At 57.4% G+C, this 16583-nt stretch carries 14 protein-coding genes and 1 pseudogene; 11 read left to right on the top strand and 4 right to left on the bottom strand.

Annotated features, from left to right (window positions below):
• Positions 1-66 precede the first annotated feature (66 nt).
• Positions 67-498: pseudogene (locus ACYZTZ_RS07765) on the top strand (Arm DNA-binding domain-containing protein); the annotation flags it as partial.
• Here the strand turns inward: ACYZTZ_RS07765 and ACYZTZ_RS07760 are convergent.
• Positions 493-1395 carry a LysR family transcriptional regulator gene (locus tag ACYZTZ_RS07760; protein ID WP_461997719.1) on the bottom strand — a complete coding sequence of 301 codons (903 nt, stop codon included), beginning with the start codon at positions 1393-1395 and terminating at the stop codon, positions 493-495. The pseudogene ACYZTZ_RS07765 and the gene ACYZTZ_RS07760 sit on opposite strands and share 6 nt — an antisense overlap.
• A 116-nt stretch (positions 1396-1511) precedes the next feature.
• Between ACYZTZ_RS07760 and ACYZTZ_RS07755 the strand changes: the two genes are divergently transcribed.
• The 4 genes from ACYZTZ_RS07755 to ACYZTZ_RS07740 all read left to right on the top strand — a co-directional run bounded on the left by ACYZTZ_RS07755 (position 1512) and on the right by ACYZTZ_RS07740 (position 5101).
• The gene (locus ACYZTZ_RS07755) at positions 1512-1931 is read left to right on the top strand and encodes an ester cyclase (protein WP_461997718.1); all 420 of its coding nucleotides are present in this window, start codon (positions 1512-1514) and stop codon (positions 1929-1931) included.
• Positions 1932-1934: 3 nt separating this feature from the next.
• Complete coding sequence (locus ACYZTZ_RS07750; RefSeq protein ID WP_461997717.1) at positions 1935-3002, top strand: SDR family oxidoreductase; 1068 nt, start codon at positions 1935-1937, stop codon at positions 3000-3002.
• A gap of 170 nt (positions 3003-3172) precedes the next feature.
• The gene (locus tag ACYZTZ_RS07745) at positions 3173-3715 is read left to right on the top strand and encodes a histidine phosphatase family protein (protein ID WP_462000652.1); all 543 of its coding nucleotides are present in this window, start codon (positions 3173-3175) and stop codon (positions 3713-3715) included.
• Between the two features lie 192 nt (positions 3716-3907).
• Positions 3908-5101, top strand: coding sequence for an MFS transporter (locus ACYZTZ_RS07740; protein ID WP_461997716.1), 1194 nt, complete (start codon positions 3908-3910; stop codon positions 5099-5101).
• Between the two features lie 143 nt (positions 5102-5244).
• On the opposite strand, the gene ACYZTZ_RS07735 is transcribed toward ACYZTZ_RS07740, so the two are convergent.
• Together ACYZTZ_RS07735 and ACYZTZ_RS07730 are read right to left on the bottom strand one after the other, a co-directional pair.
• Positions 5245-6153, bottom strand: coding sequence for a carbohydrate kinase family protein (locus ACYZTZ_RS07735; protein ID WP_461997715.1), 909 nt, complete (start codon positions 6151-6153; stop codon positions 5245-5247).
• A gap of 160 nt (positions 6154-6313) precedes the next feature.
• Entirely contained in the window at positions 6314-7879 is a 1566-nt protein-coding gene (locus ACYZTZ_RS07730; protein WP_461997714.1) for a carbohydrate porin, read from the bottom strand.
• A 167-nt stretch (positions 7880-8046) separates the two neighbouring features.
• On the opposite strand from ACYZTZ_RS07730, the gene ACYZTZ_RS07725 reads away from it, so the two are divergent.
• The 6 genes from ACYZTZ_RS07725 to ACYZTZ_RS07700 all read left to right on the top strand — a co-directional run bounded on the left by ACYZTZ_RS07725 (position 8047) and on the right by ACYZTZ_RS07700 (position 14884).
• On the top strand, positions 8047-9321 hold the full coding sequence (locus ACYZTZ_RS07725; RefSeq protein ID WP_461997713.1) for an ABC transporter substrate-binding protein: 1275 nt from the start codon (positions 8047-8049) through the stop codon (positions 9319-9321).
• A 21-nt stretch (positions 9322-9342) separates the two neighbouring features.
• Positions 9343-10305 (top strand): carbohydrate ABC transporter permease, encoded by a 963-nt coding sequence (locus ACYZTZ_RS07720; RefSeq protein WP_461997712.1) that lies wholly within the window; start codon positions 9343-9345, stop codon positions 10303-10305.
• Positions 10302-11144 carry a carbohydrate ABC transporter permease gene (locus tag ACYZTZ_RS07715; protein WP_046048665.1) on the top strand — a complete coding sequence of 281 codons (843 nt, stop codon included), beginning with the start codon at positions 10302-10304 and terminating at the stop codon, positions 11142-11144. The genes ACYZTZ_RS07720 and ACYZTZ_RS07715 overlap by 4 nt, the downstream gene beginning before the upstream one ends.
• 27 nt (positions 11145-11171) lie before the next feature.
• The gene (locus tag ACYZTZ_RS07710; protein WP_461997711.1) at positions 11172-12317 is read left to right on the top strand and encodes an ABC transporter ATP-binding protein; all 1146 of its coding nucleotides are present in this window, start codon (positions 11172-11174) and stop codon (positions 12315-12317) included.
• Entirely contained in the window at positions 12314-13816 is a 1503-nt protein-coding gene (locus tag ACYZTZ_RS07705) for a glycoside hydrolase family 32 protein (RefSeq protein WP_461997710.1), read from the top strand. Before ACYZTZ_RS07710 ends, ACYZTZ_RS07705 begins: the two co-directional genes overlap by 4 nt.
• A 75-nt stretch (positions 13817-13891) precedes the next feature.
• Positions 13892-14884 (top strand): LacI family DNA-binding transcriptional regulator, encoded by a 993-nt coding sequence (locus ACYZTZ_RS07700; RefSeq protein WP_461997709.1) that lies wholly within the window; start codon positions 13892-13894, stop codon positions 14882-14884.
• A gap of 284 nt (positions 14885-15168) precedes the next feature.
• On the opposite strand, the gene ACYZTZ_RS07695 is transcribed toward ACYZTZ_RS07700, so the two are convergent.
• On the bottom strand, positions 15169-16581 hold the full coding sequence (locus ACYZTZ_RS07695) for an aldehyde dehydrogenase family protein (RefSeq protein WP_461997708.1): 1413 nt from the start codon (positions 16579-16581) through the stop codon (positions 15169-15171).
• Positions 16582-16583 lie beyond the last annotated feature (2 nt).

Here is a 16583-nt window from a genome sequence, read left to right as displayed (position 1 = left end):
AGAGTCCAGTAACGTCCATCAAGAGCCGACGTTTTTGTGGGGGTAAAAGTAGGGGGAACCCATTTTATGGCCAAAATCACCATCAAAAAACTCGAGTCGCTGACCGCCAACGATGCCGGCCGAATCCTCAGGGAGGACGGCAATCTGGCCGGTCGAATTTCCCTGCGTAAGGACGGCATGTCGGTCAGCTTTTTCTATCGGTATCGGTGGGGCGACCAGAACAAAGAGTACGCCTGCGGGTCCTAGCCACGCAAATCCCTGACGGACATCCGCAAGGCCCGCAACCAGGCCCGAGCGCTCATCGACGAGCAGATCAATCCCAACGAACACAAGAAAACCGTCAAGGCACAAGTGCATGCTGCTGCTAACGTGGAGGCCGAACAGGTAAAGACGTCGAAGGTGCAAACGCTGACCGTCCAGGATCTGGCCAAGGCGTGGCTGTTGGATGGCGTGGCGCGCAAAGACGGCAATGCCGAGTTGCTGTTCCGATACTCACGGGTCGCCCCCTAAGAGGTAACCTTCAACATTTTCTAGGGATAGGGCTTCGAGCAGCACTTGCTCCAGGATGGCAAAAAAACATTTGATGTGAGCCTGCTTTAATCCCTGTGGCCGGGTTACCAGATAGACCTCCATATCTGGAAGGTGGAGATCCGGGAACAACCCGATCAGATCCTTCGCCAATATACGGGGCAGTACAGCCACCCCCATACCTCGCCTCACCGATTCGAGCTGCACGGCGAACGAGTTCACGCTGATCTGCGCGCGGTCCAGACCACCGGCCTTTGCCGCACGCATTTGCGGCAACATGTCCAGCGGGGGAAGCAAGGCAATATTGACCGAAGTGGCCGGGGTCACCCCTGGAAACCGCTTCAGATAACCTGCATCAGCGAAGACACCGTAGGCGAGCCGGCCTATTGGTCGATAAATCAGCGACGGCTCACCCAGATGAGCTGTACGTACAGCAATGTCTGCCACGCCGCGGACGATCTTGTGAAAGTCGGCTGTTACCATCAACTCCACCGAGCAACGCGGGTGCAGAGAAGTGAAACGACTCGCGGCCTCCAGCACGCAAGACGAGAACCCCTCTCCTGCACTGACCAGGACACTGCCAGATAGCTCTGTGTGTAGCTCGGATATGCCAGCAGCGGTTTGACGCCTCAAGCCAGCTTCCGCAGCCAGGGCAACTTCCACGAGTGATTGGCCCCGCGAGGTCAACCAGCATCCTTCAACGCCCCGCTCGACGAGTGGCTCGCCCAGTGCGACCTCAAGTTGGGTCAGGCGGCGGGACACGGTAGACGCCGCGATACCCAGCAACTGGCCAGCTTGAAGAAAGCTGCCACGCCGCGAGACTGCCAACAGCAGACGAAGATCGTCCCAATTTGCTTGCAACGCCATGCGTCCTGTCCTCCCTGGTCTGCATATGTGCAAATCCATTATGCAGTAGTCGCTGTTTTTCGGGAGACGCCTCAAAGGTATATCTACAGGCCCTGGAAACGAATGGAATGGACTGCATGACTACTGGCCCCAAAGACTATGCGGAACGCGCCGCCAGTGCCTTCAATCGCCGTGATGTGGAGGCGATGCTTGCGCTGGTTTGCGAAGACTTCATCTACCTCGATGGCACGGGGATACAAACCGGTCGCGAAGCCATGCGCAAACGAGAGATCGCATTGTTCGAAGCGCTCCCCGATGCCCAAGTGATTTTCAGCCCATTCGCCGTCGGTAACGATCGTTTGGCGCTGACTGCCTTCCTGACCGGCACATTCGCCGCCCCCTTGGTGTTGCCAGGCCGGGTGATTCCACCTCATGGACGCCATATTACCGCGTACTACGCCGCACACTTCACCTTCAGAGACGGCCTGGCCATCCGTGAAGAAGCCTTCTTCGACAGTGCGGTGCTGATGCCGTTAGCCTATCCGGCCGAGGGTTGAGCCATGCGCAGCGCATTTGTTACTGGTGCAACCGGCTTGCTGGGCAACAACCTGGTGCGTGAATTGGTCGCTCGTGGCTACGCGGTCAAAGCCCTGGTCCGTTCAAGAGCCAAAGGTGAACAGCAGTTCAACAATCTGCCGAGTGTCGAGCTGGTCGTGGGTGACATGGCCGATGTCGACGCATTCGCAGCATCGCTGCAAGGCTGCGATACGGTGTTTCACACCGCGGCGTTCTTTCGCGACAACTACAAGGGCGGCAGCCACTGGAAAGAACTCGAAAAGATCAATGTGTCTGGTACGCGGCGCCTGCTTAACCAGGCCTACCGCGCCGGTATACGACGGTTCATCCATACGTCTTCCATTGCCGTGCTCGACGGCGCACCTGGCACGTCCATCGATGAGACATGTCTGCGGGCCGACGCCGACGCGGATGACTACTACCGCAGCAAGATCCTCGCCGACCGTGTCGTCTTGTCGTTCCTGGAGGTCCATCCCGAGATGCATGCCTGCATGGTCCTGCCCGGTTGGATGTGGGGTCCTGCCGACATTGGCCCGACCTCCTCGGGACAGTTGGTCAACGATGTCGTGCTCGGCAAGTTGCCCGGGCTGATCCCTGGCAGCTTCTCCGTTGTCGATGCCCGTGATGTGGCGTGGGCGCTGATTGCTGCCGCCAAACATGGCCGACGAGGTGAGCGCTATCTCGCGGCGGGCCGGCATATGACGATGCGTCAGCTGGTCCCTGTTCTAGGACGTATAGCGGGCGTCAAGACACCCGTTCGACAACTACCGCTCCCCTTTCTATACACCTTGGCGGCTGTGCAGGAGATGTATGCGCGTATTACCGGCAAGCCCATTCTGCTAAGCATGGCTACGTTGCGCCTGTTGGTACGAGAGAAGGACCGCACCTGTTTCAACCACAGCAAGAGTGAACAAGAGCTTGGCCTGAGTTTCCGGGCGCTAGAGCGGACACTCACCGACACCGTGGCGTGGTACCGCGATCACGGCTGGTTTGAAAACCACAGTGCGCGTGCCTCGAAGAAAAAAAGCTCATCCGTCATGGTCGACAACTAACTTTCGGAAACGGGATTACCGTCTAGCCCCAAAGCCGATAATCTCGAGCCGCATTGTGCGGTTTTATGCTGGCACGCGAGGCGTACCTGGAGATCCCGAAACCGCACTTGCTGGTCATTTACCACACACCAGAACAAGGACGTAAAATTGTGAACAGGGAAATAATCCTGATGCGTCACGGCCAGCCAAAACTGGCCGCAACCGACAAAATTTCAGCGCTCGAGATGAAAGACTGGATCGAGCAATACAACCGATCCGAAATTACCCACCACCCGGTCCCGCAAGCCAGTATGCAACTCGCCGCATCCGCCACGGTGATTGTTTCAAGCAGCGCGCCTCGTGCGCTGACCTCCGTCCAGGCGCTCGGTCTGAAGCCGGCGCTGGTCGACGCACTTTTCTGCGAAGCACAACTACCTTGTGGTCATTGGAAACTGCCACGGCTATCGCCGTTTACCTGGGCATTTATCCTTCGAGTCTTATGGCTGTGCGGTTACTCACGCAATGTCGAATCCGCCGGCACTGCGAGGATGCGCGCCAGCACGGCAGCCAAACGATTGCAGTCCCTTGCCAGCGATGGACCGGTTCTGCTGCTCGGTCATGGCTTTATGAATCGAATGATCGCCAATCAACTGGTAGCCGACGGATGGGCTCGCCAAAAAGGTAACGGCAGCCAGTATTGGAGTGCGACCGTGTATCAGTACGGCGGTGTGTAAGAGGCGGCAGATGGTCGGCGAACCTGGCCATCATAACGTGGGCTGGCAGACCCGCTGTCGGGAGGCTCTTGTCGATGACGTGCGCCGGTACCGGCGCCTGGATTTCGTAAGGGGCAGCCCGGTCGTTAGTGTTCATTGATAATAGGCACGCTGCACGTGCATCAGGGACGAATCATTCAAGGGAGAGAAGTCGTGTCAGCCGCATCTGGGAACAGCAACATTTTTCGACTGGCAACCGCCCAGGCATTGGCGGGTGGTAACTCAGTCATCGTCTATGCAACCGGCGCTATCGTGGGAGACATGCTTGCACCGGATAAAGCATTGGCGACGCTGCCTATCTCCATTTTTGTCGTGGGCATGGCGAGCTGCACGCTACTTGCCGGCGCCATTGCGCAGCGCTATGGGCGCAGTCTCGTATTTATGCTGGGAGCGTTGTGCGGCATCCTGATGGGAGTGCTGGCTGCGATTGGCATTTATTTGTCTTCCTTCTTCATTTTCTGTGCTGCGATGCTGTTTGGTGGCGCTTATGCCGCTGTGGTACTGACGTTTCGTTTCGCCGCCGCAGAATGTGTTCCAGAAAACAGGCAGCCCTGGGCGCTTTCAATCGTCATGGCTGCCGGGTTAGTGGCGGGTGTACTAGGTCCACAGACGGTCACCTATACGATGGACCTATGGGAGTCACACCTGTTTATCGCTACTTACGTTGCAGCCGCATTAATGGCAGTGGTTTCGGCGGCGGTGCTGCTAGGTGTCGATTTGCCACGCCATGAGGCGGCTGTTCGTACTCCAGGTCGCCCGCTTGCGGTGATTGTTCGGCAGCCTCGACTCATCAACGCCATGCTCCGTGGCGTCATAACTTACACCTTGATGAATTTCCTGATGACTTCGGCCCCACTAGCAATGAAGCATGAGGATCTTTCACTGGAATCATCGAACCTGGCATTGCAGTGGCACGTCATTGCAATGTACGCACCCAGTTTTTTCACTGGAAATCTGATCCGCCGTTTTGGAGCAAACCGCGTTGTGTTGGTGGGGTTGATGTTAACCGGCGCGTCTATTGCTGTCGGGCTTGCCGGTGTGCAGTCCTACCACTTTTATCTATGTTTGGTGCTTCTAGGGATTGGTTGGAATTTCGGTTTTGTCGGCGCCTCTGCACTCGTCCTTCAGAGCCATAAAACAAGCGAAAGAAACAGTGTCCAGGCGCTCAATGATTTCATTGTCTTTGGCGCCGTAGTGCTCGGCTCGTTTGCATCGGGAGGTATTTTGAATCGATACGGTTGGACCGTTATCTGTGCGCTTGCCTTTGTACCTGTGCTGGTGGCTATAGCGACGTTGATGTTGAGCGAGCATCGCGCCTGGCGTTCAATCCAAGAACGCACAAGCTAGTTCCGCGGGACTGGCTTAGCCTCCAGACCATGACCTGAACTTGCCTGGTTTTTTTGGAGAGCTTGCGAGCTCAGCAACGCTTATGGCCAGGGTCGGCGCAGCGTCTTTTTACTTAGACAACTCCTCGGCGTCGGTAACCATGGTCAAGTATGTTTTAGCAGCTGCAGCAAACCTTCCACATCAGCTAGCGCTGGAGCATGGGCTCCGGCATGGCGGCAAGATATGGATGCGCAAGCCGCTGAAAATTGCAGGCGCTCTCTCAAGTCCACGATCCCCAGCAACTGCGCAGCCAGCCAACCAGCCATACAAGCGTCTCCTGCTCCAACCGTGTCTTCCACCTTCACGGCAATCGCCGGCTGATCGAGTTGGCTGTCCGGGGTGTGGAGAATCATCCCGTGTTCTCCTCGGGTAAAAAGGATCTGCGCCTGAGGATTAAGAGCGCGAAGCTCATCCATTGCCTGGTGTTCTGTCAGCCCTGGATAAATTTGCCGAAGGTCTTCATCGGAAAGCTTAATCATGTCAGCAAGGGTGGTCATCGTAGGGAAGGTCTGCTCCCGATAATGGCTATCCATTAAATTGCGCCAGTTCGGATCATAGCTAATCCGTTTACCGGCTTTTTTGGCCTGCTGAGCAATTTTAACCAGCTTGTCTGCAAGTGGCTGTCGAGCCAAACTGATGCAGCTGAAATGACACAGCTCTGCTTGGTTGATCCATCCTTCGGGCATCAGATCTGGATCAAAAAACAGATCGGCATCTCCAGCAAAAAAGTATCTTGGGGGACGGCTCGATGGAACGATGGCGACCAAAGGATCTCGGTCTACCCGTTGGATAAACCTCATATCCATTGCAGCTGCTTCCGACTGCGAAACTATCTCGTCACCCAGTGAATCCGTGCTCACCGACCCGGCAAAAGCACTGCTAACACCCAAGCGACTTAGCGCTCGTGCAACGTTCCAGGGAGCACCACCTGGGTAGCCCTTCCACTGTCCAGGAGTGCCTTGGACAAGATCGGTCAGGGCTTCGCCAAACACTACTGCGCGAGGCAATACCATCGTCATTTCCTCAATTTTTTGTCGTAGGGAACTGCTGGCTGATCAGAATCGACCAGTAATCACTTACTCAATGCGCTTTGATGAAAGGCAGGGTTTGTTGAAGTTAGAGAAGTTTTCATAGCCAACTTCAAAGCAGATGTTGGCCGGACACGTTCAAGTATTAAAACCAGGTTTCCATTTGTATACCGTATTGCCATACACCTCCGGCTTTGAAGTCCGTCATGCCAAAGGAGTCTGTGGTACTGAATCTGTCCAGATCCGAAGACCAGTTCATGAAGCTTGCGAACACTCGCAATTCGGGACGTGTAAGAAGATCTCCAACCTCAGGTTTGAATGTCGGGGCGACAGTGAATTTCCAAAAGTTACCGTCGACCGCATTACGTTGTAGATAGTCCTTCGGGTCGAGGTTCATGGTTTGCCAGCTTATTTCGTAGGCCATCTCGAAATTGCTGTTGATTTTGTTAGCCAATCGCACGTTCAGGGTCAGCCAGCGGTAGTCGTCACCCTTGACGTATCTATCCTTGCTCTGTTCGGCCAGCAAGCTGGGCCCGATGCGCCAGTCAGGCGCAAGGGGTGTCTCACCGTAAAGTGCCAGACGCAGAGCGCGGGCATCGTCGATGAGTTCGCCATCCGAGCCGATGTTCTTGACCTCAGCTCCCAGACCTTGCCCATAGAGCAGCGCCGTTTTGAAGAAGCCTTCTCTGCCGAAAAAGTTTTTCTGGTGATTGGCCAGCATGCTGTGCAAGCCGGAATCCGCAGGCGTCAAACCCGCTGCATTGGTGCGGGTACCGAAATCGTTTTTCTTTGCGCCGATGGCATTGAACATCCACTGCCACTGACCATCCTCGAAGAACTGGTTGGAGGTCAGGATGTAGCTTTCCACATCGGCACTAAGACCGCCTTGACTGAAATCCCCGTAGTTGCGCCCGATCAAAGAGTAGTTCGAACGCCAATTCTTGTTCATCTGCATATCGTAGATTCCACCCCCGGTGCCGGCCAGATAGACAACGTCCGAGTCCAGCCAGTGGATATCGAAATTATCTCTATCGAATCGCTTGCCTGCCCACAGGGTGGCGTTCTCGAACACTGAATTGCCCTTGAACGCAGCGACATGGTCAAGCGCTGTGAATACCTGGCGCACGTTCAGTTTGCTTTCGTCGGCCGTCCAGTCATTGGAACTTTCCACACCATCGGCGATGGAGACCGTGAATTTGGAACGGGTGCCGTTTTGCGCATAGATTTCTTTCGACAGGTCTATACGCATGTAGGTGTCGTCCTCGTTACCGAGTCGCCCGACTGCACCACCGACTGAACCGGCAGGAGTTTCATAAGGGCCGCCACGACCACCACCCAGCCCATCGTTGATCAGCAATCCGGAGCGGGCGTAGCCGTTGAAGCTGAACCCATCAGTGAGATGTCCGGTACTGCCCTCTTTCTCCAGGCTTTGCTGACGGGCTTCAAGTTTTGCCAGTCGGGTATCCAAAGCGGGCACCGAAATTACTGCCGCTGTAGACGCTGCGGGCTGCAAGGGAGCAGTGGCGAGTTTGATCTGCTGCAATTCCCTGGCAAGTGCCTGGGTTTGCTGCTCGGCTGCGGCTGCACGCTTTTCCGCGGCGCTGGCACGGGCTTCAAACGCGGCCATGCGTTCTTCCAGAGTCGCGGCCTGAGAGGTTACCGCCGAGGTGCCGAGCACGCCTGCGAGTAGCCAGCTTGATGCTTTCTGCATGTGAATTTCCTGTTTTGTTTTTATTTTTCTGTTCCCGCGAGCGGCCTTTTTTCGTCAATTGTGAATTGTCAAAATTGACGAAAAAAAGGATGCCACATCGCAAATACGCTGCTACATTTGGCGATGTTAACGTTAACTTTTCTAAAAACAAAAATAAAGAGGGCTTTATGAAACAGCTAAAAACTCTCCTTCCAGCCGCACTACTCACCCTCTGTGCCGGATTTCCATGCCTCTCGAGCGCTGCCGATTTAACGATCTCGTGTGGCGCGGTGGGTGCGGAGTTGCAGCTCTGCAAGGAGGCTGTCGAGGCGTGGTCGAAACAGACCGGCAACAACGTCGAGGTGGTTTCCACGCCTAACTCGGCGACCGAGAGGTTGTCGTTCTATCAACAGATCCTCAGTGCGCAATCCAGCGACATCGACATCATTCAAATCGATATGGTGTGGCCAGGGATGCTGGCCAAACACTTGATGGATCTGCGCGAGGTGCTTCCTGCCAACCCGACCCAAGGCTATTTCCAGGCACAGGTGGATAACGCCACGGTGAACGGACGGCTGGTGACGATGCCGTGGTTCACCGACTCGGGCCTGCTGTATTACCGCAAGGACTTGCTCGAGAAGTACAACCAGCAGGTTCCCCAGACCTGGGAGGAAATGACCGCTACCGCCAGGAACATTCAACAGGCTGAGCGCAATGCCGGGAACCCCAATGCGTGGGGTTACATCTTTCAGGGGCGCGCCTACGAGGGCCTGACGTGTAATGCGCTGGAATGGATCAGCAGCCAACCGGAAGGCGGGCTGATCAATCCACGAGGTGACATCGTGGTCAACAGCCAGGCTTCAAGAACGGCTTTGACCCTGGCGAAAAGTTGGGTAGGAGACATCTCCCCGCGGGGCGTACTCAATTACACCGAGGAAGAAGGCCGGGGTGTATTCCAATCGGGAAATGCGCTGTTCATGCGTAACTGGCCTTATGTCTGGGCTCTGGTGCAAAGCCAGGACAGTGCCGTAAAAGACAAGGTCGGGGTCGCTCCCCTGCCCCGCGGCGGCGAGACCGGCAGCCATGCCTCCACCCTCGGTGGCTGGGGCCTGGCGGTATCGCGTTACAGCGCCCATCCAAAACTTGCCGCAGAACTGGTGAGCTACCTGACCAGTGCCCAAGAGCAAAAACACCGTGCCCTGATAGGCGCCTACAACCCGGTTATCGAGTCGCTGTATCAAGACCCCGAACTGCTCGCGGCAATGCCTTATTACGCTCAGCTGCACAGCATTCTCAACGATGGGGTGATGCGTCCCGCCTCCATCACTGCCGATCGCTATCCACGGGTCTCCAATGCGTTCTTCGATCGAGTGCATGGCGTGCTGGCGGGCGAGTTGCCTGTCGATCAGGCGCTGGCTGAACTGGAAAGCGAACTCACGCGCATCAAACGCCGGAACTGGTAAGCCACAAGGAAGGAAATCACCATGTCTGTCTCTACTACCCATGCCCCCTGTGACGAGCTCCTGCTCGCCCGGGAAACGCCTGTGCAGCGTCGTCGAGTACGCGCCGCCTGGCTGTTTCTGACGCCGATGTTGCTGTGCCTGGCCCTGGTGGCAGCGTGGCCGCTACTGCGCACATTCTGGTTCAGCCTGACCGACGCCAACCTGGCGGACACCGGTGGCGGATCCTTCGTTGGCCTGAGCAATTATCTGTTCCACAACGGCTCCAGCTGGTCGGGCATCCTGGTCGATCCGCAGTGGTGGAACGCGGTGCGCAACACCTTGCATTTCACCGTGGTGTCAGTGGGACTGGAAGTCGTATTGGGGCTGCTGGTGGCGTTGCTGCTGAACATCAAGTTCACCGGCCGCTCTCTGGTGCGTGCGTTGATTCTGATTCCCTGGGCGATTCCCACCATTGTCTCGGCGAAGATCTGGTCATGGATGCTTAACGACCAGTTCGGCATCATCAATCACCTGATGCTGAGCCTCGGCCTGATTGACGCGCCCCTGGCCTGGACGGCCGATGCAGACCTGTCGATGTGGGCGGTGATCATCGTCGATGTCTGGAAGACCGTCCCGTTTGTCACGCTGCTGATGCTGGCGGCCTTGCAGATGTTGCCGAGTGATTGCTACGAAGCCGCCAGGGTCGATGGCATTCATCCGCTGAAGGTATTCTGGCATGTCACGCTTCCCCTGCTGATGCCCGCATTGCTGGTGGCGGCGATCTTCCGCATCCTCGACTCGCTGCGGGTATTTGACGTGATCTATGTGCTGACCTCGAACTCGTCGAGCACCATGAGTATGTCGGTGTATGCCCGTCAGCACCTGGTGGAGTTCCAGGACGTCGGTTACGGCAGCGCAGCCTCGACGCTGTTATTTCTGGTGGTTGCGGTCATCGCCATGCTTTACCTCTACCTCGGACGCCGTCAACTGGAGGTCCGCTCATGAGCCCGCGCCTGCTGAAAAAAGCGCTGTTGCGCCTCGGGTTCTGGTGTCTGATCGGGGTGTTGCTGCTGTATGCGGTTTTCCCTTTCTACTACGCCATCGTGACGTCGCTGAAGCCATCCAGCGCCTTGTTCGAGGTGAGCTACTGGATCGATAACCCCGACTTCTCCAATTACGCGGCGGTACTCCATCAAGCCTCATTCCTGCGAGCTATCGGTAACTCGCTGGTGGTTGCGCTGTGCGTGGTGACACTGGCGCTGTTCCTCAGCCTGACCGCCGCCTATGCCTTGGGCCGGGTGAAGTTCCGTGGGCGTGGCACGGTCTTAATGATGGTCCTTGGGGTGTCGATGTTTCCCCAGGTCGCGGTGCTGTCGGGGCTGTTCGAAGTGATCCGCGCCCTGGGTCTGTACAACACCTCCTGGGCGTTGATCCTGAGCTACACAATTTTCACCCTGCCGTTCACCGTCTGGGTGCTGACCACGTTCATGGGGCAACTGCCCCATGAACTGGAAGAAGCGGCAATCATGGATGGCGCTTCACCCTGGGTCACGCTGACCCGCGTGCTGTTGCCGCTGCTCTGGCCCGCACTGGTCACCACGGGCTTATTGGCCTTCATCGCCGCGTGGAACGAGTTCCTATTTGCCCTGACCTTCACCCTCACTGACACGCAACGCACGGTGCCGGTCGCCATCGCCTTGATTTCCGGCGGCAGCCCCCATGAGTTGCCTTGGGGGTTGTTGATGGCTGCATCGGTGCTGGTCACCGTCCCACTGGTGATTCTGGTGCTGATCTTCCAGCGCCGAATCGTTTCCGGTCTCACTGCCGGCGCGTTAAAGGGTTGATGCCCAACAAAGACAAGGAACAGCATCGTGATCAAATTGAAACTGGACAACGTGAACAAACAATTGGGCGGCGCGCGGATTCTTCGCGACGTCAGCCTGGAAATCGCGGCGGGTGAATTCGTGGTGTTCGTCGGCCCTTCGGGCTGCGGCAAGTCGACCCTGCTGCGCCTGATCGCCGGACTGGATTCGATCTGCGGCGGCGACCTGCTGATCGACGGGCGCCGGGTCAACGACCTGGAGCCGCGCGAGCGTGGCGTCGGCATGGTATTTCAATCCTATGCGCTGTACCCGCACATGAGCGTCTACGACAACATCAGCTTTGGTCTCAAACTGGCCAAGACTGAAAAGAACAGCCTGCGCGAGCGTGTGCTGAAAACAGCGCAAATCCTGCAATTGGACAAACTGCTGCAACGCAAGCCAAAAGAACTGTCTGGAGGGCAGCGCCAGCGTGTGGCAATGGGCAGAGCCATGGCGCGTGAGCCGGACATTTTGTTGTTCGATGAGCCGCTCTCCAATCTGGATGCATCCTTGAGGGTGCAGATGCGCAACGAAATCGCCCGGCTGCATGATCGACTGGGCTCGACCATGATCTACGTCACTCACGATCAAGTGGAAGCGATGACCCTGGCCGACAAAATTGTTGTGCTCAATGGCGGTCGCGTAGAGCAGGTCGGCTCACCGCGCGATCTCTATGAGCGCCCGGCGAGCCGCTTTGTCGCCGGTTTTCTCGGTTCGCCCAGAATGAACTTTCTGGCGGCACGCCTGCATGCCCCGGGTGAAACCAGCCTGGTCGATACTCCCGTCCTGGGTATGACCTCCCTGCCCTTCGACAGCTCGAACCTGGCGGCGGACGCCCCACTGAGTCTGGGGATTCGCCCGGAACACGTGTCGCTCAAGGCGGCGCAGGGAACTACCGGCGTCGTCGTGACCGGGGTCGAATACCTGGGCAGTGAAACCTATGTGCACCTCGATACAGGTCAGGACGAGCCACTGATCTGTCGTTGTGAGGTCAACGCCGGATGGCAGGTGGGCAATCAGGTCGAGCTGCAGCTGGAGTTCGGCAATCTGCACCTGTTCGACGCCGACGGCACTGCCTTGAGTCGCCACCCACAAGCCATTGAAACCCTGCCGGATGACGTCTCTCTACGCTCAGTCCGAGCACGCGCCCTATGACCTTGTCTTTGAATACCATGAGCGATCCAATGTCTTCTTCCCTTGACCTTGCGCAGCATGCGCTGAGTGACGGCCTGTCTCGCGTCATCGAGGATTATCGACCCGGTTATCATCTTGCCCCCCAAGTGGGCTGGATGAACGACCCTAACGGGGTCGTGTACTTTCGTGGCGAATATCACGTTTTCTATCAGCATTACCCCTTCGACGCGAAATGGGGCCCGATGTATTGGGGGCACGCCAAGAGTGCTGATCTGGTCCATTGGCAGCACCTGCCCATTGCGCTGGCACCCGGCGATGACTTCGACCGTGACGGATGTTTTTCCGGTAGCGCGGTGGTGTGTGGCGATACCCTGGCACTGATCTACACCGGACACACCTGGCTGGGGGACGTGGGTGACGAACGCTTGATCCGTCAAGTCCAGTGCCTGGCCACCAGCATCGACGGCATCCGGTTCGTCAAACATGGCGCCGTCATCGAGACCGCGCCGCAAGACACGATCATGCACTTTCGTGACCCCAAGGTATGGCAGGAGGATGACTATTGGTACCTCATTGCCGGCGCACGTCTGGGGGATAAACCGCTACTGCCGCTATACCGTTCCACGGATCTGCACGCCTGGGAGTTCCTTGATTATGTGTCCAGCGGCAGCGAGGGCGATGGCTATATGTGGGAGTGCCCGGATCTGTTCCGACTGAACGGGCGCGATGTGCTGCTGTACTCCCCCCAGGGCATGCAACCCCAGGGTTACGATCGGCTCAACAAATACCAGACCGGTTATCGAGTGGGCCGACTCGACAGAGAATGGCACTTCACCGGCGGGCCTTTTATCGAGTTGGATAACGGCCATGATTTCTATGCCGCGCAAACGCTATTGGCCGCCGATGGTCGGCGCCTTGTGTGGGCGTGGCTCGACATGTGGGAAAGCCCGATGCCGAGCCAGGCCCATCACTGGTGCGGCATGCTCGGATTGCCGCGCGAACTGGAACTGTGCGCCGATCGCCTTTGCGTGTATCCGGCACGGGAGCTCACCGCTCTGCGCAAAGCGCCATTGCCAGGCACGTCCTGGTGGGATGAATCGGGAACCCGGTGGGTGCCGGAAGTGAATGGCGATATGCTCGAAATCCACGTGCACCTGGATTTACTCGGCTGCACCGATGGCCACCTGGGAATCGCGTTGCGCTGCAGCGACGATGGCCATGAACAAACCCTGCTCTACTACGATGCGGCGTTGCAGCGTCTGGTGCTTGACCGCAGCCACTCTGGTGCGCAAGTCACAGGTCAGCGCAGCGTGTCGATAGACCCGACACAAGAGCGACTGGAACTGCGTGTGTTCCTCGATCGCTCGTCCATCGAGGTGTTCGACGAAAACGGGCGCTTCAGCCTCAGCAGTCGCCTCTATCCGCGGCCCGACAGTCTGGGCGTGAAGCTTCTGGCAAGCGGGAGTGGCGGGCGTGTCTCGATTCCCAAGGCATGGCCTCTCGGCTCTGGATGGCTGTGAGCAGCGTCATTCGAGTCGCGAGAAGCCCGGGCCCTGTGTCATGATTCTGCGTCAACCTGACCGGGCTCGCCTCGCATGACTTCAGTGAAAGACGTTGCACAGCTGGCCGGCGTGTCCCTGATGACGGTTTCTCGAGCGCTCAATAATCCGGAAAAACTGAGCCCCGAAACCCTTCTGCGGGTGCGTCGCGCCATTGATGAACTGCAATTCGTACCGAGCCTGTCGGCGCGCAAGATGCGCGGCGACAACCTCCAGTCGCGAACCATCGGTGTGTTCGCGCTGGACACCGCGACCACACCGTTCGCAGTCGAGTTGCTGCTGTCCATCGAACAGACCGCGCAGCAAGCCGGCTGGAATGTGTTCATCCTTAACCTGTTGAGCAATCCGCCCACCGACCAGAACATCGACCTGATGTTGTCGCACCGCCCCGACGGGTTGATCTTCAGCGCCATGGGGTTTCGCCAGGTGTGCATTCCCGAGCGCTTGAAAAGCAAACCCCTGGTACTCGCCAATTGCCTGGCCGATGACAGTCGCCTGGTGAGTTATGTGCCAGACGACGAAGCGGGGCAGTATCGAGCCGTACATCACGCGTTGAGCCAGGGCTATCGGCGCCCTCTGTGTATCAATCTGCCAAAACAGAGTCTGGCCTGGAACCTGCGACAAAAAGGTCTGCAGCGTGCCTGTCAGGCATTCGGCCTGGCGCCTGACGCACTGCTGCAATACGACCTTTCCGATCATGATGCCTATGGTGAAACCGCAGCCATCCTCGACCGGCACATCATCGAGGGTCGTCCCCAGTTCGATGTTCTGATCTGTGGCAACGACCGCATTGCCTTTTGTGCCTATCAGCTATTGTTGGGCCGTGGCCTGAAAATTCCCGACGATGTCGCCGTGCTCGGCTACGACAACATGATCGGTATTGCTGAGCTGTTCATCCCGCCGCTGACCACGGTGCAACTGCCGTACTACGAGATCGGTCGCAAGGCTGCCCGGCACCTGATCGAGACCCTCGACGTATCGGGAGCCCAGCCAGTTGATTGTCCATTGGTGGTCAGGGCATCGCTATAAGATTTAGTTAATTCGGTGATAGCGCGCCCGCTTGCTTTCGATTTGCCACTGGCCTGTCACCGACCGCTTAAGCCCAAAGGTTCAGTCACGACATGCACAAAACGGCCAGAAGTCGTCATTCTTCAAATCTCACCGCCCCTCAGATCGCAACAGACGCTTTCTTGGCGATTATCAGCTCAGTGGAAATATTCAACTTCTCCATTCTCCCCATTCAGCAAAACGCATTGGGCCGGTGACCAAACCGACCCAATGCCATACGAGCTGATCCATTTACCGCGAATCGACTAACCCAACGTGTTAAGGCACACCACCTTGGGTTGGGTCATTTCCTCGTAGGCAAAACGCACACCTTCCCGGCCCAGGCTACCGTACTTGGAACCGCCAAACGGCATCGCATCGAAGCGGTAGTCGGAAGAGTCGTTGATCATCACTCCCCCGGCTTCGATCCTCCGTGCAGCGCTCATCGCGGTTGCCAGATCATTGGTGAAAATCCCTGCATGCAGGCTGTATTCGGGCTCATTGGCCAACGCGATGGCTTCATCGAAACTCTCGAAGCATTGCAGTACCACCACCGGAGCGAAGACTTCATTGCGCCAGAGTCGACTGGCGTGATCGACGCTTTCCAACACGGTGGCGGCATAGCACGATCCTTCACGCCGATGGCCGCAGAGCAACGTGGCGCCCTCTTGCAAGGCCTCGTTGACCACTTGCTCGGCATTCTGCGCGGCTTGCGCAGTAATCATGGGGCCGATATCGGTGTCGGCCAGCAATGGATCGCCGACCACAAGCGCACGGGCCTGGCTGACGAATCGCTCTCGGAACGCTTCATAAATCGACGCCTGAATCAGCAAGCGCTGAGTGCCTACACAGTTCTGCCCCGCTGCCCAAAAGGCTCCGGACACGCAACTCTCGACAGCGGCCTCAAGGTCGCAGTCGCCCATGACGATTACTGGCGCATTGCCGCCCAGGTCCATGGCCAGTTTCTTCAACCCGGCCATGCGGGCGATCTGCTCTGCGGTGACGAAACCGCCGGTGAAGGAAATCATCCGCACCTCACGGGCGGCGACCAACGCCTTGCCCAGTTCCGCGCCGCCGGTGGCGACGGTAACCACTGATTCAGGCAAGCCTGCCGCGACCAGATAAGACACCAGTTTAATGGCCGACAATGGCGCGAGCTCAGAGGGTTTGAGAATCACCGCGTTACCGCCCGCAATGGCCGGACCGAGTTTGTGCGCCACCAGGTTCAACGGATCGTTGTACGGCGTGATCGCAACGATCAGCCCCAGAGGTTCACGGGAAAACCAGCCCTGACGCGATTCGGAGCCTTCATAAGCGTCGAAAGGCACCACTTCCCCGGCATTGCGCCTGGCCTCCTCGGCCGACAGCTTGAGGGTGTTGACGCAACGCTTGACCTCCTTTTCCGCCTGTTTGAGGGTCTTCCCGGCCTCGTCGACGATCAGCCTGGCAAACACACCGGCATCATGTTCGATGTTGATTGCGGCTTGCTCAAGAATGCGAGCCCGACGATGACGCGCTAACGCGGCGCACGCTCGTGCACCACTGCGTCCTGTCTCCAACAACTGCGGAACTTGCGACGCACAGACATTCGTTACGCTACCTATGAGGGAACCGTCATAGGCGTTAAAGACTTCAATGGGCGGCTCCACGATATCCAGAACCAGGCGCGATAATTTCACAG

The organism is Pseudomonas sp. LB3P58, assembly GCF_054897895.1.
The sequence above is the reverse complement of the archived record's forward strand: the minus strand, read 5'-3'. Positions and strand labels throughout refer to the sequence as shown.